Origin of the sequence: Kitasatospora sp. NPDC088548, from assembly GCF_044753005.1 — a bacterium.
Classification (GTDB): Bacteria; Actinomycetota; Actinomycetes; order Streptomycetales; family Streptomycetaceae; genus Kitasatospora.
This window is the reverse complement of the sequence record NZ_JBIVMI010000038.1, coordinates 43,710-66,374: the sequence shown is the minus strand read 5'-3', so window position 1 is coordinate 66,374 and position 22,665 is coordinate 43,710. Positions and strand designations below refer to the sequence as shown.

Annotated in this window: 15 protein-coding genes; 5 read left to right on the top strand and 10 right to left on the bottom strand. The window is 72.7% G+C overall.

All coding sequences use genetic code 11. The annotated features are described in order from the left end of the window. Positions 1-7 precede the first annotated feature (7 nt). From ACIP82_RS34160 to eccD, 3 genes are all read right to left on the bottom strand, one after another. A complete protein-coding gene (locus tag ACIP82_RS34160; protein ID WP_363611222.1) occupies positions 8-2,215 on the bottom strand; it encodes a polyribonucleotide nucleotidyltransferase in 2,208 nt (735 codons plus the stop codon). 430 nt (positions 2,216-2,645) lie between these two features. Further along, entirely contained in the window at positions 2,646-2,936 is a 291-nt protein-coding gene (gene rpsO, locus ACIP82_RS34155) for a 30S ribosomal protein S15 (RefSeq protein ID WP_196952393.1), read from the bottom strand. Positions 2,937-3,098: 162 nt separating this feature from the next. Beyond that, the gene (gene eccD, locus ACIP82_RS34150; RefSeq protein ID WP_400659117.1) at positions 3,099-4,556 is read right to left on the bottom strand and encodes a type VII secretion integral membrane protein EccD; all 1,458 of its coding nucleotides are present in this window, start codon (positions 4,554-4,556) and stop codon (positions 3,099-3,101) included. A gap of 399 nt (positions 4,557-4,955) precedes the next feature. Here eccD and eccCa point away from each other — a divergent pair, with 399 nt between their 5' ends. Both eccCa and ACIP82_RS34140 read left to right on the top strand, forming a co-directional pair. Further along, complete coding sequence (eccCa, locus tag ACIP82_RS34145) at positions 4,956-8,903, top strand: type VII secretion protein EccCa (RefSeq protein ID WP_400659115.1); 3,948 nt, start codon at positions 4,956-4,958, stop codon at positions 8,901-8,903. Between the two features lie 495 nt (positions 8,904-9,398). Beyond that, positions 9,399-10,814 (top strand): APC family permease, encoded by a 1,416-nt coding sequence (locus ACIP82_RS34140; protein WP_363611215.1) that lies wholly within the window; start codon positions 9,399-9,401, stop codon positions 10,812-10,814. Positions 10,815-10,889: 75 nt separating this feature from the next. On the opposite strand, the gene ACIP82_RS34135 is transcribed toward ACIP82_RS34140, so the two are convergent. The 6 genes from ACIP82_RS34135 to ACIP82_RS34110 form a co-directional block, all read right to left on the bottom strand. Further along, positions 10,890-12,188, bottom strand: coding sequence for a hypothetical protein (locus ACIP82_RS34135; RefSeq protein WP_400659113.1), 1,299 nt, complete (start codon positions 12,186-12,188; stop codon positions 10,890-10,892). Positions 12,189-12,288: 100 nt separating this feature from the next. Continuing rightward, positions 12,289-12,864: a SigE family RNA polymerase sigma factor gene (locus tag ACIP82_RS34130; RefSeq protein ID WP_363611211.1), complete on the bottom strand. Its 576-nt coding sequence runs from the start codon at positions 12,862-12,864 to the stop codon at positions 12,289-12,291. A gap of 69 nt (positions 12,865-12,933) precedes the next feature. After that, entirely contained in the window at positions 12,934-14,166 is a 1,233-nt protein-coding gene (gene mycP, locus ACIP82_RS34125; RefSeq protein ID WP_400659110.1) for a type VII secretion-associated serine protease mycosin, read from the bottom strand. A gap of 117 nt (positions 14,167-14,283) precedes the next feature. Then, positions 14,284-14,577, bottom strand: a complete 294-nt coding sequence (locus tag ACIP82_RS34120) for a WXG100 family type VII secretion target (RefSeq protein WP_363611207.1) — start codon at positions 14,575-14,577, stop codon at positions 14,284-14,286. A gap of 78 nt (positions 14,578-14,655) precedes the next feature. Next, positions 14,656-14,955 carry a WXG100 family type VII secretion target gene (locus tag ACIP82_RS34115; RefSeq protein WP_363611204.1) on the bottom strand — a complete coding sequence of 100 codons (300 nt, stop codon included), beginning with the start codon at positions 14,953-14,955 and terminating at the stop codon, positions 14,656-14,658. A 188-nt stretch (positions 14,956-15,143) separates the two neighbouring features. Beyond that, complete coding sequence (locus ACIP82_RS34110) at positions 15,144-16,823, bottom strand: type VII secretion protein EccB (protein WP_400659107.1); 1,680 nt, start codon at positions 16,821-16,823, stop codon at positions 15,144-15,146. Between the two features lie 169 nt (positions 16,824-16,992). Here ACIP82_RS34110 and eccE point away from each other — a divergent pair, with 169 nt between their 5' ends. From eccE to ACIP82_RS34095, 3 genes are all read left to right on the top strand, one after another. Further along, positions 16,993-18,390, top strand: coding sequence for a type VII secretion protein EccE (gene eccE, locus ACIP82_RS34105; protein WP_400659105.1), 1,398 nt, complete (start codon positions 16,993-16,995; stop codon positions 18,388-18,390). After that, entirely contained in the window at positions 18,390-19,157 is a 768-nt protein-coding gene (locus ACIP82_RS34100) for a hypothetical protein (protein WP_400659103.1), read from the top strand. Before eccE ends, ACIP82_RS34100 begins: the two co-directional genes overlap by 1 nt. Positions 19,158-19,286: 129 nt before the next feature. Next, positions 19,287-21,596, top strand: coding sequence for an AAA family ATPase (locus ACIP82_RS34095; RefSeq protein ID WP_400659101.1), 2,310 nt, complete (start codon positions 19,287-19,289; stop codon positions 21,594-21,596). Between the two features lie 84 nt (positions 21,597-21,680). Here the strand turns inward: ACIP82_RS34095 and ACIP82_RS34090 are convergent, their stop codons facing one another. Then, positions 21,681-22,625 carry a bifunctional riboflavin kinase/FAD synthetase gene (locus tag ACIP82_RS34090; RefSeq protein ID WP_363611194.1) on the bottom strand — a complete coding sequence of 315 codons (945 nt, stop codon included), beginning with the start codon at positions 22,623-22,625 and terminating at the stop codon, positions 21,681-21,683. Positions 22,626-22,665: the final 40 nt, after the last annotated feature.

The window sequence follows — 22,665 nt, the reverse complement described above, 5'->3', positions numbered from 1 at the left end:
CGGCGCTTCACTCGGAAGCGGCCTCGCCGTCCTCTTCGCCCTCGACCACCGGGATCAGGGAGAGCTTGCCGCGCGGGTCGATCTCGGCGATCTCGACCTGGACCTTGGCGCCGACGCCGAGCACGTCCTCGACGTTCTCCACTCGCTTGCCACCGGCGAGCTTGCGGATCTGCGAGATGTGCAGCAGGCCGTCCTTGCCCGGCATGAGCGAGACGAACGCGCCGAACGTCGTGGTCTTGACCACGGTGCCCAGGTAGCGCTCGCCGACCTCCGGCATGGTCGGGTTGGCGATCTGGTTGATCGTCGTACGGGCAGCCTCCGCCGAGGGACCGTCGACCGCACCGATGTAGATGGTGCCGTCGTCCTCGATGGTGATGTCCGCGCCGGTGTCCTCCTGGATCTGGTTGATCATCTTGCCCTTGGGGCCGATGACCTCACCGATCTTGTCCACCGGGATCTTGATGGTGATGATGCGCGGCGCGTTCGGCGACATCTCGTCGGGCGCGTCGATGGCCTCGTTCATCACGTCGAGGATGTGCAGACGCGCGTCCTTGGCCTGCTTCAGCGCGGCGGCCAGCACCGACGCCGGGATGCCGTTGAGCTTGGTGTCCAGCTGCAGGGCGGTGATGAAGTTGCGGGTACCGGCGACCTTGAAGTCCATGTCGCCGTACGCGTCCTCGGCGCCCAGGATGTCGGTCAGCGCGACGTAGTGGGTCTCACCGTCGATCTCCTGCGAGATCAGGCCCATGGCGATACCGGCGACGGCGGCCTTCAGCGGCACACCGGCGTTCAGCAGCGACATGGTCGAGGCGCAGACCGAGCCCATCGAGGTGGAGCCGTTGGAGCTCAGCGCCTCGGAGACCTGGCGGATCGCGTAGGGGAACTCCTCGCGGGTCGGCAGCACGGGCAGGATCGCCCGCTCCGCCAGCGCGCCGTGGCCGATCTCGCGGCGCTTGGGCGAGCCCACGCGGCCGGTCTCGCCGACCGAGTACGGCGGGAAGTTGTAGTTGTGCATGTAGCGGCGACGCGTCTCCGGGGAGAGCGTGTCCAGCTGCTGCTCCATGCGCAGCATGTTCAGCGTGGTGACACCCAGGATCTGGGTCTCGCCGCGCTCGAACAGGGCCGAGCCGTGAACGCGCGGGATGGCCTCGACCTCGGCGGCCAGGGTGCGGATGTCGGTGACACCGCGGCCGTCGATGCGGATCTTGTCCTTGATGACGCGCTCGCGGACGATCTTCTTGGTCAGCGCGTTGTAGGCGGCGCTGATCTCCTTCTCGCGGCCCTCGAACTCCGGCAGCAGCTTCTCGGCGGCCAGCGCCTTGACGCGGTCCAGCTCGTTGTTGCGCTCCTGCTTGCCCGGGATGGTGAGGGCCTGGGCCAGCTCGTCCTTCACGGCGGAGGTCAGCGCGGCGAGCACGTCGTCCTGGTAGTCCAGGAAGACCGGGAACTCGCCGGTCGGCTTGGCGGCCTGGGCGGCCAGCTGGGCCTGCGCGGCGCAGAGCACCTTGATGAACGGCTTGGCGGCGTCCAGACCGGCGGCGACGACGTCCTCGGTGGGCGCCTCGGCGCCGCCCTCGACCAGCTTGATGGTCTTGTCGGTGGCCTCGGCCTCGACCATCATGATCGCGACATCGCCGTCCGGCAGGACGCGACCGGCGACGACCATGTCGAAGACGGCCGACTCCAGCTCGCTGTGGGTCGGGAAGGCCACCCACTGGCCCTTGATCAGCGCGACGCGGACGCCACCGATCGGGCCGGAGAACGGCAGGCCCGCCAGCTGGGTGGAGGCGGAGGCGGCGTTGATGGCCACCACGTCGTACAGGTGGTCCGGGTTGAGCGCCATGATCGTGCAGACGACCTGGACCTCGTTGCGCAGGCCCTTGACGAAGGACGGGCGCAGCGGGCGGTCGATCAGGCGGCAGGTGAGGATGGCGTCCTCGGAGGGCCGGCCCTCACGACGGAAGAACGAGCCGGGGATCCGGCCCGCGGCGTACATCCGCTCCTCGACGTCCACGGTCAGCGGGAAGAAGTCGAAGTGCTCCTTCGGCTGCTTCGACGCGCTGGTGGCCGACAGCACCATGGTGTCGTCGTCGAGGTAGGCCACGGCCGAGCCGGCGGCCTGACGGGCCAGGCGGCCGGTCTCGAAGCGGATGGTACGGGTGCCGAAGGAACCGTTGTCGATCACGGCCTCGGCATAGAACACGTTCTCTTCCACCTGGAAGATCTCCTCTTTCGTACGTCTCCGGGAGAGCGTCCCCGCGCATGGCCCGCTGGTGGCCCTGGACAGTCCGGGCCGGTCTTCGATCGAAGCCTCCGGTGGGCCCCGCTCGGTCTGCGGGGCTTCCGGCGGCCACTACCGAGGACCGGCGCCTCTCGGCTGCCAGGCCTGGACGGGCGGTCCGCGTCTGGACGCTCTCTCGGATGCGGGCGGCTTCCGTTTGAAGCCTTCGGCCCGCGGGGGGTCGGGTCTCTGCTCGGGTGGCGCTCGTCGGCGCCATCACCCGGCATGCCCACAACCCTACGGTGCAATCCTCGGCCACCTGGGGAGGTCGGCGCGAGTTGTTATCTCCGACCACGGGCCGTGGCCCGCGGCATACGCGCGAAGGGCGGCTCCCCGGTGTGGGGAGCCGCCCCGAGCGGCGGTCTTAGCGGGCGCCACCGGCGGCACCGCGGCGGATGCCCAGGCGGTCGACGAGCGTACGGAAGCGCTCGATGTCCTTCTTGGCCAGGTACTGCAGCAGGCGGCGACGCTGGCCGACCAGGATCAGCAGGCCGCGGCGCGAGTGGTGGTCGTGCTTGTGGGTCTTGAGGTGCTCGGTCAGGTCCGAGATACGGCGGGAGAGCATGGCCACCTGAACCTCGGGGGAGCCGGTGTCGCCCTCCTTCTGGCCGAACTCGGCGATGATCTGCTTCTTGACGTCAGAGGCGAGAGCCACTGCAACTCCTTAACAGGTGATACCGAGCGGTCCTGGTCTACGGCACAGGACTCTTGAAGAACTCGGTGTCGTAACGCGGGCGCCGCCTGCTGCCACCGGCCTGGGGCCGGGTACAAGGCTGCGCTCGGAGGCCAAGCGTACCAGTGCCGTTCGCCCGGCCGGTCAGCCGGTCGCTCCGCGCACCAGGTGGTAGATGTCGAGGACGGCCAGGGCGAGCGGCACCAGGGCCATCAGGGTGAGGCTGTCGACCAGGTCCAGGATGCGTCCCCAGAAGGGTGAGACGCCGAGCCGGGGCACCACCAGGGCGATGGCGGTGAGCAGGGCGGCGCCGGCCGCGATCGAGGCGGCCAGCCAGATGGTGCGCAGGTCGACGTCGGTGGAGCCGGCGGCCTTCAGGATGAACAGCGAGGTGTGCAGCGACAGCCCGATGATCAGCAGCGACAGGCCGAGCAGGCCCGCGATGGTGAGGCTGAAGACCTGCGCGGTGTAGCGGAACAGGCGGGCGCGCAGCATGGTGGCGAGGCCGAGGGCCAGCGCCAGCAGCTGGGGGAAGAGCTCGTCGGTGAAGCCGAGCACCGCGCAGGCGCCGACGATCACCGCGGCGCAGCCGCCGACCAGGCCGACCAGCACCTCGTGGCCGCGGCGGGCCTGGTGGGCGATCCGCTCGTACTGGACGGCCTCCGCGCGGCCGGCCTCCTCGTCGTAGTCGCGGCTGCGGGTGCGGGTCTGGCCGGGGGCGCTGAAGCCGACGGGCAGCCGGGCGAAGCGGGCGGAGAGACCGGGCAGGAAGCCGATCACGGCGACGGCGGCCACGCCGGTGACGGCGGCGACGTGGCCGGCCGGGGTGCCGGGCAGCAGGACGGCGGCGAAGGTCGCCAGGGCACCGGCGGCGGCCAGGAAGGCGGCGGCGACGAACAGCGCGTCCTTCTCCGGCAGCAGTCCGGCCAGCAGGACGGCGACCACCAGGACGGCGACGCAGCCGGTGAGGAACTGGAGCCGGCCGGGGCCGTCCCACGGGTGGGCGACGGCGATGACGCCGCTGCCGCCGATCATGGCGTGCGGCAGGGCGCCGAGGCCGAGCGCGAGGGCGGCGTAGGCGTCCTGGTAGACCCGGGCGCGGACGCCGGCGAGCGCGGTGAGCACCACGGCGGTGACGCCGGAGAGGACGCCGGGCAGGCCGTGCATGTCGTGGCGCAGGTCGGAGAACCAGAGCGCGAAGCCGAGCAGGGCGAGCAGCACACCGGCGCCGATCAGGCCGAAGGCCCGCATCAGCTCGGGGCTCCAGAAGCGGCGGTCGGCCTCGACGGCGGTGGCGATGGCGTCGGCGACGTCGTCGTAGACGGCCGGCGGCAGCGACTCCGCGAAGGGGCGCAGGCTGAGCAGGTCGCCGTCGCGGACCTGCTGGGCCGCGAGCGGCAGGCCGCTGTCCAGCACGGTGCCGTCGCGGCGGACCAGGTGGAAGCCGGTCGGGACGCCGTCGGGCTGGGTCTGGCCGGAGAGGCGCAGCACCTCGGGGTAGATGTCCGCGAGCGGGACGTCCTCGGGCAGGGCGACGTCGATCCGGCTGTTCGGGGCGACGACGGTGACCCGGCAGAATCCGGTCGTGGCGGAAGTGCTCATGGGCACCCCTCGATCGCTCGACGCACTGGGCGCTCCCCCTTGTTGACGGTGCCGCGGCTTCGGGCGGCGGTCGGTCTGGCTGCTGCGCGGGCGCCGGCCGGTGGAACTGGCTCGTTCCGGCCGCGAGTTGGCGCGGCGTTACCCTACCCGCTCCGTTCGTGCGCGGTACCGCTCAGGGCCGGTGGGGTAGGGCCGGTACGGGCCCCGGGGGTGACCAGTAGGATCGGCCCCTGCGCACGGCGACGGGGACAGGGGCCGCGCTCCTCCCCGGATGCCTGCGGTCGGCGAAGCGGGGGCGGCGTCACACGGGGCGCCCTCACCCGTACGTATTTCCAGTTGCGTGAGGGCTGATGCCGAAGTGAACGAGCGAACCGTTCTGGGCCGTGCGGTGGGGTGCGTATGAGCGTGATCACGGTCAAGCGGCCCGCCCGGGCCTATCCGCCCGCGGTGCCGGACGAGCCGGTGGAGCTGGTCAGCCCGCCCGAACTGCCCAGGGCGGGCGGCGAGGACTGGGTGATGAGCATTCTGCCGATGCTCGGTATGGGCGGTTCGGCGGTGTTCTTCTTCTCGCCCGGCGCGCAGGCCCCTATGAAGATCATGGGCGGTCTGATGATCGTCTCGACGGTCGGCATGGCGCTGGCGCAGATCGTCCGGGCGCGCAAGGGCGGTTCGACGGCCACCGCCGACGAGCGGCGCGACTACCTCAAGTACCTGCAGCAGATGCGCCGCCAGGTCCGCCGCACCGCCGAACGGCAGCGCGGCGCGCAGCTGTTCCTGAACCCGGAGCCGGACCAGCTCTGGTCGATCGTCGCGGACGGCCGCCGGCTGTGGGAGCGCCGCACCGGGGACGCCGACTTCGCGCAGATCAGGGTCGGCCGGGGGCCGGTGCAGCTGTCCACGCCGCTGGTGGCGCCGCAGACCGCGCCGATGGACGAGCTGGAGCCGCTCTCCGCGGCCGCGATGCACACCTTCCTGAAGGCCCACGGGACCTTGCAGGACCTGCCGTTGGCGGTCTCGCTGCGCGCCTTTTACCACATCACGGTCTGCGGCGACCCGGACACCGTGTACGGCAACGTCCGGGCGATGATCGCCCAGATGACGACCCTGCACTCGCCGGACGACCTGCTGGTGACGGTGGCCGCGGCGCCGGGCGCGGTGGAGGAGTGGGAGTGGACCAAGTGGCTCCCGCACAACCAGCACCGCAAGGAGGGCGACGGGGCCGGCTCGCGGCGGCTGATCGCCACCGGCCTCGGTGAGCTGGAGGACCTGCTCCAGGACGAACTGGCCGGCCGTCAGCGCTTCGTGCGCGACGCCGCGCCGGCACCGGACCAGCCGCACGTCATCGTCGTGATGGACGGCGCCTCGGTACCGCCCGACTCGCTGCTGGCCGGCCCGGAGGGCGTGCACGGGGTCACCATCATCGAGGTGGTCCCGGGCGATCTGGACGAGCCGACCGGCCATCTGATCGTCACCGTCACGCCGGAGGAGCTGGTGCTGCGCTCGGTCTCGGGTGCGACGTACGCCGGCCGGCCGGACACCCTCTCGACCTGGCAGTCCGAGGCCCTGGCCCGGCAGTTGGCGCCGTACCGGATCTCGGCCGGGGGCGACGACGAGCCGCTGCTGTCCAACCTGGACTTCACGGATCTGATGAACTCTGGCGACCCGGGCTCGTTCGACGTGACCCGCAGCTGGCGGCCGCGCGCGCAGCACGAGCGGCTGCGGGTACCGATCGGGGTCGGCGCCGGCGGCGAGCACGTCTACCTGGACATCAAGGAGGCCGCGCTGGAGGGCATGGGCCCGCACGGCCTGTGCGTCGGCGCGACCGGCTCCGGCAAGTCGGAGCTGCTGCGGACGCTGGTGCTGGGCCTGGCGATGTCGCACTCCTCCGAGGTGCTGAACTTCGTCCTCGCGGACTTCAAGGGCGGTGCGACCTTCGCCGGCATGGCGGACATGCCGCACACCTCGGCCGTGATCACCAACCTGGAGGGCGAACTCACCCTGGTCGACCGCATGCGCGACGCGATCGAGGGCGAGATGAACCGCCGCCAGGAGCTGCTGCGTTCGGCGGGCAACTACGCCAACCTGAACGAGTACGAGCGGGCCCGCGCGGCGGGCGCGGCGCTGGCCCCGCTGCCGTCCCTGGTCCTGATCATCGACGAGTTCTCCGAACTGCTCACCGCCAAGCCGGACTTCATCGACATGTTCATCCAGATCGGCCGGATCGGCCGGTCGCTGGGTGTGCACCTGCTGCTCGCCTCGCAGCGGCTGGAGGAGGGCAAGCTGCGCGGCCTCGACACCTATCTCTCGTACCGGATCGGCCTGCGCACCTTCTCGGCGGCGGAGTCCCGGGCGGCGATCGGGGTGCCGGACGCGTACCACCTGCCACCGGTGCCGGGGGTGGGCTACCTCAAGTTCGGCACCGATGTGATGGACCGCTTCAAGGCCGCGTACGTCTCCGGGCCGTACCGCGCCCCGGGGCAGCAGCGCTCCACCGGCGGCCGGCTGGTGACGGCGCAGCCGGTGCGGTTCACCGCGGCCGAGGTGCCGGTGGCGGAGCCGCTGGTGCGGGAGGTGGAGCCGGAGACCGAGGAGCAGGACGACGCGCTGGTCGACACCGTGCTGGACGTGTTCGTGCAGCGGATGGCGGGCCAGGGGCCGGCCGCCCACCAGGTGTGGCTGCCGCCGCTGGACGAGGCGCCGAGCGTGGACGAGCTGCTGCCGCCGTTGCAGGCGACCACCGAGCGCGGTCTGACCTCGCCCGGGTTCGGGGCGCTGGGCCGGCTGAACGTGCCGATCGGCATCGTCGACAAGCCGCGCGACCAGCGGCGCGAGGTGCTGCACCAGGACTACGCGGGGGCGGCCGGCCACGGTCTGATCGTGGGTGGTCCGCGTTCGGGCAAGTCGACCGTGGTGCGGACCACGGTGGCCGCGTTCGCGCTCACCCACACCCCGCTGGAGGCGCAGTTCTACCTGCTGGACTTCGGCGGCGGCGGCTTCCAGACGCTGCAGGACCTGCCGCACGTCGGCGGGGTGGCCGGGCGGCTGGACGGCGAGAAGGTCCGCCGGATGATCAGCGAGGTGCACGGGGTGCTCAACCGGCGCGAGGAGCTGTTCCGCGCGACCGGGATCGACGGCATCGCGACCTACCGCGTCCGCCGGGCCGGCGGGCAGCTGCCGGACGAGCGGTTCGGCGACGTCTTCCTGGTGATCGACGGCTGGAACACCTTCAAGCAGGAGTTCGAGATGCTGGAGCCGGTGATCGGGGACATCGCCCAGCGCGGTCTCGGGTACGGCGTCCACCTGATCGTCACGGCGGCCCGCTACGCCGAGGTCCGCCCGGCCCTGAAGGACCTGCTGCAGAACCGGACCGAGCTGAAGCTCGGTGACGCGATGGAGTCCGAGGTGGACCGCCGGGTGGCGCAGAACGTGCCGGCCGTCCCGGGGCGCGGGGTGACCGCGGGCAAGCTGCACTTCCTGTCCGGTCTGCCGCGGCTGGACGGCTCGCACACCGTGGACGACCTCCAGGAGGGGGTGGCCGGCCTGGTCGCCGCGGTCAACGCGGCCTGGACCGGCCCGCGCGCGCCGCAGGTCCGGATGCTGCCGACGGTGCTGGACGGCTTCTCGCTGCCGAAGGGCTTCGAGCACCCGGAGCGCGGGATCGCGTTCGGCGTGGACGAGGTGGAGCTGGCGCCGGCGTTCGTCAACTTCGAGACCGATCCGCTGTTCATCGTCTTCGGCGACACCGAGTCCGGTAAGTCCGCGCTGCTGCGGATGCTGGTCAAGCAGATCACCGAGCGGTACACCCCGGAGCAGGCCGGCATCGTGGTCGGCGACTACCGGCGGGCGCTGCTCGGCGCGGTGCCACCGGAGTACCTGGTGGAGTACGCGGCGGCGCAGCCGGCCATGACCAGCATCGTGGAGATGCTGCGCGGGGCCTGCGCACGCCGTCTGCCGGGCCCGGACGTGACCGCCGAGCAGCTGCGCAACCGCAGCTGGTACAGCGGCAAGGACATGTTCGTGATCGTGGACGACTACGAGCTGGTGGCGACCGGCTCGGGCAACCCGCTGGCGCCGCTGGCCGAGTTCCTGCCGTTCGCCCGCGACATCGGCCTGCGGGTGGTCATCGCGCGCAGCGCGGGCGGCGCCGGACGCTCGCTGTACGAGCCGGTGATGCAGCGGATGCGGGAGCTGGGCGGCCAGGGCGTGATCCTGTCCGGCAACAAGGACGAGGGCGCGCTGCTCGGCACGGTCAAGCCGCAGCCGCTGCCGCCGGGCCGGGGGGTGTACGTGTCGCGCCGGATCAGCAGCGGGCAGATGGTGCAGACGGGCTGGCTGCCGTCGGCGTAGGACGGGCCGCCGTCCGCCGCGCCGCCTCGCGCGGCGGTCACGGAGGGTGATTGAAGGGGTCGGGTTCGGAGGAGCCCGGCCCCTTCGGCGTCCCGGCTACTGAAACGTTACCTAGATCTTTACGGCGTGTCGCTGCGGTTCCCGTTGCGGCCTGGGAGGACGGCGGACACGGGAGGGGCGCCTGGGCAGTCGCTGCCACACCCCACCCCAGCCTTTGAATGGGCGCTTGCAACACTCCGTTCACCTTGGATTCAGGCACGGTGCGGCGAAAGTAACAAGTCGGACATGCATGACAATGACCGTGAGTGATCATCAGATCGCATGTTTATGCCGCTTGCCGCAACGGATTCCGAAGCAATTCCGCCATTGACGCAATCAATACGGCCAAGGTTCCATGGCGGCCAGGGAGCGTTCAGAACCAGGACCCAGAGCAGCCAGCCGGCGGAGGCGATACCGCTCCCTCTCCAGGACCGCACAGAGCCGATCGGAAGCCACATGACCGACACGCTTCGCCCACCACTCGCCGTAGCCCCCGCTGCGGCGACCGAGGGCGCAACCGCCTCCCCCCAGAAGCTCAAGCGCTCGATCGGCGTCGTGGGCGGCACCCTGCTCACGCTGTCCTGTGTCACCCCGGCCTCCACGCTCTTCGTGATCGTCCCGGAGCTGTTCTCCAGCATCGGCAGCGCCACCGCCCTGGCCATCGCGATCGGCTCGGTGCTCTGTATCGCCGTCGCCTTCTGCTACTCCGAGCTCGGCACCCTGATCCCCAGCGCCGGCGGCGAGTACGCGATGGTCGGCACCCTGGCCGGGCGACTGGCCGGCTGGCTGGTCTTCGTGCTCTCGCTGATCGTGGTGATGATCGTCCCCTCGGTGATCGCCCTGGGCACGGCCGACTACCTCGCCCCGGTGCTGCACGTCGACAAGGCGATCGCGGGCGCCGCGGTGATGCTGGCCGCCACCCTGGCCGGTCTGCTGGACCTGCGGGCCAACGCCTGGATCACCGGCATCTTCCTGGTCCTGGAGGTCATCGCCGCCGGTGTCGTCTCGGTGCTCGGCTTCGCCCACGCCAACGGCGACGCGCCCAGCCTGCTGCACGGCGTGGTCGCCGGCGAGGGCGGCGCCACCACCACGGTGAGCATCGGCGCCATCATCGGCGCACTCGGCATCGCGCTCTTCATCACCCAGGGCTTCTCCACCGCGGTCTACCTCTCCGAGGAGCTGGAGAACCCGCGCCGCAACGTCTCCCGCACGGTGCTGTGGACGCTCGGCATCTCCGCCGCCGTCCTCCTGATCCCGGTCGCCGCCATCACCATGGGCGCCCCCGACCTGGCCACCCTCAGCTCCGGTGACATCTCCGGCATGGTCACGGCCTGGAGCAACTCCGCCGTCGGCACCTTCATCAGCCTCTGCGTGGCGCTGGCCATCATCAACGCCGGCATCGTCATGGTGATCCAGAACTCCCGGGTGCTGTTCGCCTCCGCCCGTGACAAGGCCTGGCCCGAGCCGGTCAACAAGGCCTTCGGCACCCTGGGCCGGTTCGGCTCCCCGTGGGTCGCCACCCTCGCCGTCGGCCTCCCCGGCGCCGCCCTCTGCTTCGTCCCGGGCGAGCTGCTCAGCAACATCACCGGCGTCGCCGTCACCGGGATGTACCTGCTGGTCGCGATCGCCGCGCTGCTCTCCCGCCGCGCCCACCACAAGCACGCCGCCGCCTGGCGGATGCCGCTGTGGCCGGCCGTCCCGGTGGTGCTGATCGCGCTGCTGGTCTACATCATCACCCAGCTGGACACCGAACCCCTGCTGTGGACCGGCGGCATCACCGCCGCCGCCACCCTCTACTGGCTGTTCTACCTGCGCCCCCGGCAGGACAGCCACTGGGTGATCAGCCTCCCCGAGGACGAGCAGCAGGCCTGAGACCCCACCCCTCCCCCACACGGCAGTGCCCCGGGCTCCCCCTGGCCCGGGGCACTGCCGTCTCCTACGGCGTGGTCACTTCCTGAGCTTCCACTGCGCACTGGTGGCGATCGCCCTGAGCTGGTCGAGGGTCAGTACGCCCGCGGTCCGACCGCCCTTGGCGGGGCCGGAACCGAGGGTGACCATGACCCGCAGGCCGCCCGGGTGGAGGGTGTCCACCATCGGCTGGGCCGAGCCCGCCTTGGCGGAACCAGGGCCGTACTCGACCACCTTCGTCCCGTCGGGCAGCGTGGTCGCGTCCTTGAACAGCTCCCCCAGCTGCGTGTCGCCGGCCTGCTTCGACCAGTTCTCGACCTTCAGGATCACCGGGCCGGTCGTGGTCCCGCTGCTCACCTGGAAGGTGGCGTAGATCTGGCTGCCGTCGCGGGCGGTCACGCGCGCCCCGGCGGGCAGCAGCCCGGCGAAGACGGCCTCGCGGTCCTCCAGCGAGAGGCCCGTGTCCAGCGGCTCGGTGTCGACCCCGTCGTACTGGACCGCCGCGACGATCCGGTCCCAGGACTTGTCAGTGGCCACGGACTTCAGCTGGTCGAGGCCGAGCGGCGGATTGCGGCGGCTGTCCGGCGCCCCCTTCTCCTGCGGCGAGTTCCACTCGCTCACCAGGATCTCCCGGCCGTCCGGCCCGGCCAGCTGCGCCAGCCACTGCTTGGTGTCGGCCCGGTGATCGGGGTACTCGTAGCCCTGGCTGAGCAGCAGCCGGGAACCGTCCGGCAGGACGGTGACGGCGCAGGAGTCGAGCCGGGCGGTCTTGAGGTCGGCCGGGCAGGTGCGCGGCTGCGACTGGCCCTTGCGGTGCTTCTGAATCGCGACCGAGATCAAGGACTTGCCCTGACCGTCGTCGAAAACCAGGTCCGCGGCCGCGAAGGTGCCGTTGCCCGGTCCGCTGCTGTCGTCGGTACCCCGCCCGGAACCGTTGGACACCGTCCCCTTCGGCAGCAGCGCCTTGAAGGTGGCCAGCACCTCGTCCCCGGTGATCACCGGCGGTTCGGCGGTCGCGGAGCCGGACGGCGTCGGGGAGGCGGAGCCCGTACCGCCTCCGGTCCCGGTGCCGCTGCCGGCCGCCGGCTCGGCGGCCGCGGTGAGCACCGTGCCGGCCGGGGAGTTCCCGGCGGAGCCGGAGAGGTACACCGCGCCGGTGGCCACCACGGCCAGGGCGGCCGTACCGCTCACCACCGCGGCGGCCGAGCGGCGGCGCCAGCGGCGGCGGCCACGGTCCAGGCCGCCGGAGACCAGCGGGGCCTGCTCGGTGCGGAAGCCTTCACCGGTACGGGTGAGGGCGTAGACGACGTCGTCTTCGAATCTGTCCTGCTCGGACATGGGTGATCACCGCTTCTTTCGGTCACGGGGTCGGTCGGTGGCGGAGCTCGGGCACTCAGCGGGCTCAGCGGGATCTACGGACTCAACGGGCCCGGTCGGCTCAGCGGGCGGCCAGCTCCGCGAACGAGTCGCCGAGCAGGCCGCGCAGCCGGGACAGCGCGCGGGAGGTACGGGTGCGCACCGCGCCGGAGGAGCACCGCAGCACCTCGGCGGTCTCCTCGACGCTGCGGTCCTCCCAGTAGCGCAGCACCAGCACCGCCCGGTCCTTGGCCGGCAGCCGGGCGAGCGCGCCGAGCAGCGTCAGCCGCAGCGTGCTGTCCGCCTCGCGCACCTCCGGTTCGGGGAGGTCACCGGTGGGGCGCTCGGTGCTGGAGCGGCGGCGCTGCTGGGCGAGAAAGGTGCGCACCATCACGGTGTGGGCGTACGCCCCGGGATTGACGATCCGGTCCCGTCCGCCGGTCCACGCGCTGCGGCGCCAGAGGACATACATCCGGCCGAGGGCCTCCTGGACGAGGTCCTCCGCGTGGTGGGTGTCTCCGCTGGTCAGCAGGCAGGCCGAGCGGTACAGATGACCGGTCCGGCCCGACACGAGTTCCAGGAACTCCGCGTCCTTGGCCTGCCGTGTGGCGCCGATCCGCCGCATCCGTCCTGTCCCCCCGCCGACTGTCACTGACATCTTTTGGATGCGGTGAGCGGGGCCGGATGTTACAGACGGATCCGGATGGGTTTTCGAACGGCTCCCGGGTCAGTCCCCGGGGCTCCGACGGCGGTCCCTGAGCACCACGCCACCGCCGATGAGCAGCGCGACGAGCAGGCCTCCGACGGCCAGTACATAGGTCGCGGTGCGGCCGTCGCGGTCGGCCTGGGTCTCGCCGAGGCCGACCGGCCGCGGCACGATCGGGGCGGCGGCCAGCTCGACGGGGGTGTCCTCGGAAGCCTTCTCCGGTGCCACCTCGGGCGCCTTGGTGACGGCCTTCAGCGGGTCCACCACGCCCCAGCCGATGAAGCGGTTCGGGCCGTGCTCGGTGCGCTGCGCGGTCTGCTCGATCCAGGCGCGGACCTGCCGGGCCTTCCACTTCGGGTGGGCGCCGATCAGCAGCGCGGCGAGCCCGGACACGTACGGGGCGGCGAAGCTGGTGCCGTTGTCGACGCACTGGCCGCCCTTGGGGACGGTCGAGAGCATGTCGACACCGGGCGCGGCGACCTTCACGAACTCGCCGTACTGCGAGAAGCCCGCGCGCTCGTTGTTGCGGTCGGAGGCGCCGACGGCGAGCACGGTCGGGAAGGCCCCGGGATAGGTGTCGCCCTCCTTGCCGTCGTTGCCGGTCGAGGCGACGACCACGGCCTCCTTCGCCTCGGCGGCGTCGATGGCGGCCTTCAGCTCCGGATAGCCGGCGAAGGCCGTGCCGCCGGCGCCGCGCACGTCCTGCGAGATGTTGATGACCCTGGCACCGGCCTGCAGCGCCTTGTAGATCGCCTCGACGAGGGTGGAGACGTCGCCGCTGCCCTCGCTGTCGTTCTGACGGATCGACAGGATGGTCGCGCCGGGGGCCAGCCCGACGAAGCCGGTCCGGTCGCTGCGGGCGGCGGCGACGATGCCGGCCACCTTGGTGCCGTGGCCGACCGGGTCCTCCCTGCCGGTGCCGAGGACGGTGCCCTTCTCCTTGTCCTTCAGCAGCGAACCCCCGTCGACGACCTTGCCGGCCAGCTGCGGGTTCTGGTCGTCCACCCCGGTGTCGATCACCGCGACGGTGACGCCCGCGCCCGTGGTCTGCCCGCCCTGCCAGACCTCGTCGAGCACCACGCGCTGCAGCGCCCACGGCACGACCTGCACATTGGGCGCGGGGTTGGGGCAGTCGCCGGCGGCGGCCAGACCGGGCTGGGGTGCGTCGGCGGACGCCGGGGCGGCCAGCGGACCGCCCAGCACCGTGAGCGCGGCCAGCGTCGCGGCCGCCTTCCGGTATCTGACTCCGGACACCCTGCCACCCCTCATGTCGTCCACCCGTGATCGCGTGCCAGGGGCGGGTGCCCGGATGCCGGGCACCCGCCCCTCGCGGCGGAGTCGCTCACCGCCCCGGCCGGGGCAGGACCCTCGTCAGCCCCAGAGGCCGGCGTTGCTCCGCTCGGTGGCGTTGTAGCTGTCCGCGGCCTTGTCCAGCGAGCCGGCGATCTGGGTCAGGACCTGCTGCAGGTGCGTGGCGCGCTGGTCCCACTTCGCCTGGTGGGCCTGGTAGCCCTGCTGGGCCGCGCCCTCCCAGCTGGAGGCGATCTTGTTGACGCCGCTCTTCAGCTCCTCCAGCTGGCTCTCGATCCGCTTCGCGGTGGCGCGCACGTCGGCGCCGGCCTGCTTGACGGTTTCGAAGTTAACGAGAATGTGCGAGTCGGACACGATGTCTCCTTGTCGAGGATCCGGAGCACCCCGTCATCGACCGGGGCGCTCCGACGGATGGCCGGTCAGAGCGAGGAATCAGACCTTGCCGGCACTGAACTGGGCCTGCTGGTCCGCGTCGGTGGCCGAGTACTGCTTGGTCGTCAGCTCGATCGCGCTCTTGATCGCCCGCAGTGACTTGTTGAGCTCGACCGCGTCCTCGTTGAACTGCGCCTGGAGGCCCTTGTAGGCGGTGGCCGCCTGGCCCTGCCACCCGCCGGTGATGTTGGTCACCAGCTGGTCCAACGCGCGGATCTCGCCCTCGATCTGGCCGATGACCTGATCCATGTGCTTGGCGAACGCCAGCATCTCCTGAGCGGTCGTCTTGAACTGACCCATGCTCTACCGTCCCCCATGAGACAGACATTGTGTCCGGGGGGCCTTCCCGGCCCGCCCGTCGCATCACCCGTGTGATGCCCAGCAGCACTGTAGTCGGCACACGCAGCTCACCCAACCCCGGCCGGACGGCGGTTACCGGACCATGACACCGGACCGGGTCCGCCAATTCCCCTGCCGGGCAGGGCGGGTCAGGCGTTCTGCTGCTGCGCCGCGTTCCTGGCGTTGAGCGCCGGTCCGGCCGGCACCAGGTTCGACCACTCCCGGGGGACCGGCACGGGCTGCACGCCCTGGTAGCCGAGCCGGGCCTGGTTGCCGCCGGCCTCCTCCTGCGGCTGCGGCTGCTGCGGTGCCGCGGCCGGCGTACTGGGCGCCGTCGACGGCGCCTTGGGCGTGCCGCTCTGGCCGGGCTGCGCGGCCGTCCCGGCCTTGCCGCCGTCGCCGTTGGCGGGGACCGAGTAGCGCAGGCCGGTCTCGGTGATCAGGAAGTCGCTGCCGGAGCCGCCGGTCCCGTTGTCCAGCGCGCGGTAGAACAGGCCGTGACCGGGCGTCACATGGGCCGACCCGGCGCCGTTGCTGTACTGCGCCGGGTAATCCTGCCCCGCCCAGACGCTGCGCCGGGGCGTCTTGCCGTCCTCGGCGACCCCGTCGAAGGTGCTGCAGACGACCTTGCGCGCCCCGGCGGGCGCCTGCCAGTTGTTGGCCGGCGCGCCCGTCCTGAGCGGCCAGTCCTCGCCCGGGTTCTTCAGCCTGGTGCCGTTGCCGTACGTCGCGTGGTCGGCCGGGGTGAGCTCGTCGATCCGCGGCTGCTTGTCCTGGTCGAACTTGTAGAGGCCCTGGTACGCCGGGTTCTGACGGATCAACTGCGCCTCGAACGGCGTGACCAGGAACAACTGGGTCTTTCCGACGACGTAGTTGCGGTCGCCGTAACGCACCAGCCGACCGACCTTGCGGTCCGCCTGGTTCTCCAGCGCCACCGAGGAGTTGGGCGCCTGCGGCTCCGCGGCCACCCCCTCTACCTGCGGGAACTGGATCGCGCTGCCGGTCGCCAGGGTGTCCAGCCACTCCCGCTTCACCCGCTGCGGCTCCGCGTTGGGTCCGAAGATCGCCGTTATCAGCGACCTCTTCTCCTTGTCCTCCGTCTGGGTGCCACCGATGGCGTGCTTACGGCCCTGCGCGTCCACCAGGTAGATGTTCAGGGTGCTCTGCTTGAGCGGCGGCTCACCCGGGCCCGGCTGCGCGGCCACCTGCTGCTCGTCCTTCTGCTGCACCAGCAGCGCCTGGTCGGTGTCCAGGATCCGGTCCTTGGCCTCCAGCGCCGCGGCCTCGGCACCGGCCGCCACGAACACCGCCTGGTTGACGGTCTCCTGCTTGTCGTCCGAGCCGGGGCGGTCGCAGACCGACCACTTCATCGGCCTGCTCGCGTTGTCCTTGGTGGGCAACTTGTCCGGCGCGTACGGGATGCCGATCGTCGGACCGTGGTTGGGGTACTTGTCGAGGACCTCGTCGGCGACCACCACCACCTTCGCGTCCACCGGCAGCACCAGCCGCGCCGAGGACATGTTGAGCACCTGGTGGAGCCGCTTGGTCCGGCCGTCCGGATCGGTCAGCACCACGTACCGGGTGGTCGAACTCTTGCCCTGGACGACGTTCTTGCCGTCGTCCCAGTTCACCGGCGCACTCGGCTTGAAGACCCCCCAGACCCCGAACCCGCCGACCACCAGGGCCGCCACGACGACGCTCGGCAGGATCGCCTTGACCGGACGCGGCGCGTCCTCGTCACTTCCGCCGCCCCCGGGCAGCAGGAAGGCCCCGACCGTGCGCTTGCGCGCGAAGGTGTAGGCGTTCAGCTCGTCGCGGCGCGATGCCATGCTCGTCGTCTCCCCTGTCTGACCGACATACCCCGTGGTCCGCACCCGCCGGGCGAGAGCACCCTCGAACCCTCTACGATGCGGCAGCAGACGGTGAGTACGGTACGGGTACGGTTCGCGAACCGGCCAGCCGGGCCGCGACAACTGATCAGAGAGGGCCACTCGGGGGATGCCAAGCCAGACCGCTCCAGGAGGCCGCAGCACGGCACCGGGCAGGGGGGCGCGCCGCCCCGGCCACCGGGCGCAGCGCGAGCCGGGCCCGGCCACCGCGCCCGCGCCCGCCGACGGCCCCGGCGCCCCCGTCCCGGTACGGGTCCACCCCAGGCCCGGGCTGCTCGGCGGGCGGCTGAGGCTCCAGCAACTCGTGCTGGTCGAGGTCGCGGTGGCGCTCGTGGCGGTCGGATGGACGATCAGCAGGCCGGTCGCCGGCGCCTTCGGCGCGGTCGCGCTGGCGCTGGTCGTGCTCGCCGTCGTCCCGCTGCGCGGCCGCACCATCCCCGAGGCGCTGCGGGTGCGCGCCGCCCTGAAGGCCCGTCGGAAGCAGGCCCGCACCAGCACGCTCCCGGCCGGCACCGACCCGGCCCTCGCCCCGGCGCTGGAGCTGGAACCCGCGCTGCGCACCTGCACCCACGCCACCGAGACCGACCTCGGCGGCCGCCCGGTGCGCCGCGAGACCGGCATGGTCGGCGACGGCACCTTCCTCAGCTCGGTGCTGCTCGTCCAGGCCAAGGACCAGCCGCTGCGCCCGGTGCGGACCGCGCTGCCGCTGCCGCTGGACGTGATCTGCTCGGCCCTGCGGGTGGACGACATCACGCTGGAGTCGGTCCAACTGGTCCAGCACACCCAGCCGGCGCCCGCGCCGCACCTGCCCGAACAGTCGCTGGCCACCCGCGCCTACCAGGAGCTCCCGGCCGGCACCACCACCCCCGGACTGCGGCTGACCTGGGTGGCGCTCAAGCTCGACCCCGAGCGGGCCGCCACCGCCGTCCGGGCCCGGGGCGGTGGCGAGGAGGGCGCCCGCAAGGCCCTCCAGCGGGTCACCGACCAGCTGGCCGGCCGGCTCAACAGCGCCGGTTTCCACGCGACCGTGCTGGACGAACGCGAGCTGATCGCCGCACTCTCCATCTCCACCTGCGCCAACCCGCTCGCCGTGGCCGGACGACAGGGCACGGCGAGCGGCGGCGGCAGCGGCCGCCGGACCCAGGAGGGCAACCGGTTCTGGCGGATCGACGACCGCTGGCACAGCACCTACTGGATCTCCCGGTGGCCGCAGCTCAGCCGGCCGGGCGGCGCCCCCGGGCGGATCGCCGCCCCCGACCTGGTCAACCTGGTCACCGGCACCCCCGCGCTGGCCAGCACCTTCAGCCTGACCGCCGGGCACGGCACCGGCGGCTCGGTGACGATCAGCGGGCACGTCCGGCTGACCGGGCGCAGCGAGAGCGAGGTGGTCCAGGTCGGGCGGCTGGTGGAGGCGCGCGCGCAGGGCGTCGGCCTCGGCCTGTCCCGGCTCGACCTGGAGCAGGCCCCCGGCCTGCTCGCCACCCTGCCCCTGGGAGGGACCTCCTGATGGCGTACCAGACCTATCCCGTCCCCGGTCCGCAGCCCGGCGCCGAACAGCACCCGGTCCGGCCCCGCGTCCTGCCCGGCTTCGGGCTGCGCGGCCCGCGCCGGGAGAAGCACGTCCTGACCGCCGGGGACCTCGGTGCGCTCTCCTTCCCGGTCGGTGACGACGGGGTGGTGATCGGCGAGGACCCGCAGGGGCAGCCCGCCGTCCTCGGCCTGTTCCGGCCCACCGCGTACGACCTGGTCCTGGTCGGCGGGATCTGGACGGCGCAGGTCATCGCGTTGCGGGCGGCCGCCACCGGCGCCCGGGTCGCCGTCGAGACCGGCCGCGCGCAGCTGTGGGGCCCGATGGCGCAGGCCGCCGGCGGCGGGCAGCCGTGTGTGACGGTCCACCAGGTCGGCCGCCTCGGCCCGCAGGGCGCCTCGGTGGCCTCCCCGGTGCTGGTGGTGCGCGACCTCGGCGCCCGGCCGCCGCGCAGCCGGCTCTCCGCCGCGCCCTGGCAGACCACCCTGACCCTGCTGCCGTACCTGGGGCCCAACGCGGGCCGGGTGCTCAACTCCGCCGACCTGGTCGGGGTGCAGCGGGTCTCCCCGCAGGAGGCCGAGCTGATCGGCCGGGTGCTCTCGCTCGACCCGCAGGACGTCACCGCGCTGCCCGGCCTCGGCGAGGACCTGACGCTCTGGGCGACCCGGATGCGCCGTCAGTATGTGCGGACCGTCCCCGGGCCGGCCGAGCAGCAGGTCCTGGGCGCTCCGCGGCGGATGGACTGAGGCCGCGCGCCGGGGTCGCGGGCCCGGACCGGATGAGACTCCGCCTTCATCGGAAGGTGGCTCACGGCCTAGTCTTTGATGCGGCAACGGCACCGCGAAAGAGCGGCGGCGAACACGAGGGAGCCCTAGGTGAGCAGCGATCGGGACGGCGTCTACGTCGGCGACAACGCGGCGGAGGACGACGACGACTGGTCCGACACGCCTGACTACACTCCCCCGTCCTGGTACGTGCAGACGGAGTCCGCGGCGGCTCCGGCGGCCGAGCCCGCGAGCGGTGCCCCGACGGCGCCGGGGCCGGCGCCCGGGCCGCCGGGCGGGGCCGGCGCTCCGGCGGCGGGGGGCGGTCAGGCCGCGTCCGCGCCGGTGGCGGTGCCCGCGCCGGCGCCCGTCCCGGATCCCGTGCCCGCACCGGCTCCGGCGCCTGCCGCCGCCCCGGTACCGGCCGGGCCGGCCGCGCAGTTCGCCCTCCCGGCGGACGGTCCCGCCGCGCCGCCGGCCGCCGCTGTTCCGGCTCCGGCTCCCGCACCGGTGCCCGTGCCGGAGGCGGTCCCGGCCCCTGCCCCCGCGCCCGCGCCTCAGGTCGAGGCGCAGCAGGTCCCGTTCGCCACGCCGACGGCTCCCGCGCCGGCCCCGGCGCCCGCTCCGGAGCACCCGCAGGCCCCGGCCCAGCCCTGGCCGCCGACGGACCCCGCGGCGTACCAGCAGCCGGGCCCGGCCCAGCCGCCCGTCGCCCAACCGCCCGTCGCGCAGCCCCCGGCCCCGCAGCAGGCGCAGCCGTACGCCGACCCGTACGCCCCGCAGCCGTACCCGCAGCAGGCCTACCCGCAGCAGGCCCAGCCGCCGCAGCCGCACCCCCAGGACCAGCAGGCCCCGGCCTGGGCCACCCCGCAGGCCGCGGCCCCGCGGGCGCCCCAGGCTCCCGGCCCGCAGGCCGCCCCGGTCGACCCGCGCCAGGGCGGCTGGCCGCAGCCGGCCGCGTACCAGCAGCCGCTCCCGCACCAGCAGGCCCAGCCGCCGGGCCCGGGCCAGCCGTGGCAGCAGCAGTCCGGCGTCCCGCAGGCGCCCGCCGCGTTCCAGCAGTCCGCCGCCCCGCAGCAGGTCGCGCACGGCGCGCCGCTCGGCTACACCGCCGCCGTCGAGCTGTCCTCGGACCGCCTGCTGCGCAGCCAGCCGAAGCAGCAACGCCAGCAGCCGCGCTTCCAGTTCGGCGGCAAGGCCGCCGCGGCCGAGCGCAACCGCAAGCTGGAGATCATCCGCACCCCGGTGCTGAGCTGCTACCGGATCGCCGTGATCAGCCTCAAGGGCGGCGTCGGCAAGACCACGACCACCACCGCGCTGGGCGCGACCCTGGCCAGCGAGCGCCAGGACAAGGTGATCGCGATCGACGCCAACCCGGACGCCGGCACCCTCGGCCGCCGGGTCAAGCGCCAGACCGGCGCGACCATCCGCGACCTGGTGACGGCCATCCCGCACCTGCGCAGTTACATGGACATCCGTCAGTTCACCTCGCAGGACCTGAACTCGGGCCTGGAGATCCTGGCGAACGACGTCGACCCGGCCGTCTCGACGACCTTCAACGACTCGGACTACCGGCAGGTCATCGACGTCCTGGGCCGCCAGTACCCGATCATCCTGACCGACTCCGGCACCGGCCTGCTCTACAGCGCGATGCGCGGGGTGCTGGACCTGGCCGACCAGCTGATCATCGTCTCGACGCCGAGCGTGGACGGCGCCTCCAGCGCCTCGACCACCCTGGACTGGCTCTCCGCCCACGGCTACGCCGACCTGGTGCAGCGCAGCATCACGGTGGTGTCCGGGGTGCGCGAGACCAGCAAGATGATCAAGGTCGAGGACATCGTCGCGCACTTCCAGACCCGGTGCCGGGGCGTGGTCGTGGTCCCGTTCGACGAGAGCCTGGCGGCCGGCGCCGAGGTCAACCTCGACATGATGCGGCCCAAGGTCCGCGAGGCCTACTTCGACCTGGCCACCCTCGTCGGCGAGGACATCATCCGCGCCCACCAGGCCGCCGCCCAGCAGCAGGCCGGCTGGCAGCAGCAGGCCCAGCAGGGCACCGCGCCCTACCCGGGCCAGGCCCAGCCCTACCCGGACCCGCAGCAGCAGCCCTACCCGCAGCAGGCCCCGCCGCCGTACCAGCAGGCTCCCGGCGGCCACCAGGGCGGCGCGCCCGCGCCCGGCGCGCCGTGGGCCCCGCCGCCCCCGCCCGGTTACGGCTACCCGCAGCCGGGCGCACCGGGCGCACAGCCGCCCCAGCCGGGCTGGCAGCAGCAGCCCCCGCCGCCGCCCGTCGGCTACGGCTACCCGCCCGCCTGGCCCGCCGCCGGACCGGAGGGGCCCAGGCCCGACGACCGGCAGCCCCCGCCGCCCGCACCGCCCGCCGGATACGGCTACCCGCCGCCGCCCCAGCAGCCGCAGCAGTGACGCACGAGGGCCCGCCGACCGTACGGAACGGTCGGCGGGCCCTCTTGCGCGCCCGTACGACGGGCCGCGCCCGAAGCGCGTCGGTCAGAGCCCGTCGGTCAGCTCGCGGGCCTGCTTGACGTCGTCGGCCATCCGGTCCAGCAGCGCCTCGATGGAGTCGAACTTCTCCATCCCGCGCAGATAGGCGAGGAAGTCGACGGCCACGTGCAGCCCGTACAGGTCCAGGCCGACCCGGTCGATGGCGTAGGCCTCGACGGTGCGGGCGGTGCCGTCGAAGGTCGGGTTGGTACCCACCGAGATCGCGGCGGGCATCCGCTCCCCGTCGGCCGTCAGCCAGCCCGCGTAGACGCCGTCGGCCGGGACGGCGCTGTGCGGCACCGTCTCCACATTGGCCGTCGGGTAGCCCAGCTCGCGGCCGCGCTGCGCGCCGCGCACCACCACGCCCTCGACCCGGTGCGGGCGGCCCAGCACCTCACCCGCGCCGGCCATGTCGCCGGCCGCGACCAGCCGCCGGGTCAGCGTGGACGAGAACGGCTCGCCGTCCCCGGCCGTGCCGCGCACCTGGAGGTCGACGACCTCGACGTCGAAGCCGGCCGCCCGGCCCAGCTCGGCGAGGAGCGCCACGTCGCCGGCCGCCCGGTGCCCGAAACGGAAGTTCGGTCCCTCGATGACACCGCGCGCGTGCAGCGCGTCCACCAGCACCTGCTGGACGAAGGTCTCCGGGGCCTCCTGCGAGAACTCGGCGGTGAACGGCAGCACCAGGACGGCGTCCACCCCGAGCTCCTCGATCAGCTCGGCCCGGCGCGGCTGCGGGGCGAGCAGCGCCGGGTGGCTGCCCGGGCGGACGACCTCGCTCGGGTGCGGGTCGAAGGTGACCACGACCGAGCGGACCCCGAGCTCACGGGCGCGCCCGACCGCCCGGTTGATGATCAGCTGGTGCCCGCGGTGCACACCGTCGAACGAGCCGATGGTGACGACGCTGCGCCCCCAGTCGGCGGGGATCTCCTCCAGGCCACGCCAGCGCTGCACCCTGACCGCTCCTTGATCCGTACGGCGCGTACCTTCTGTA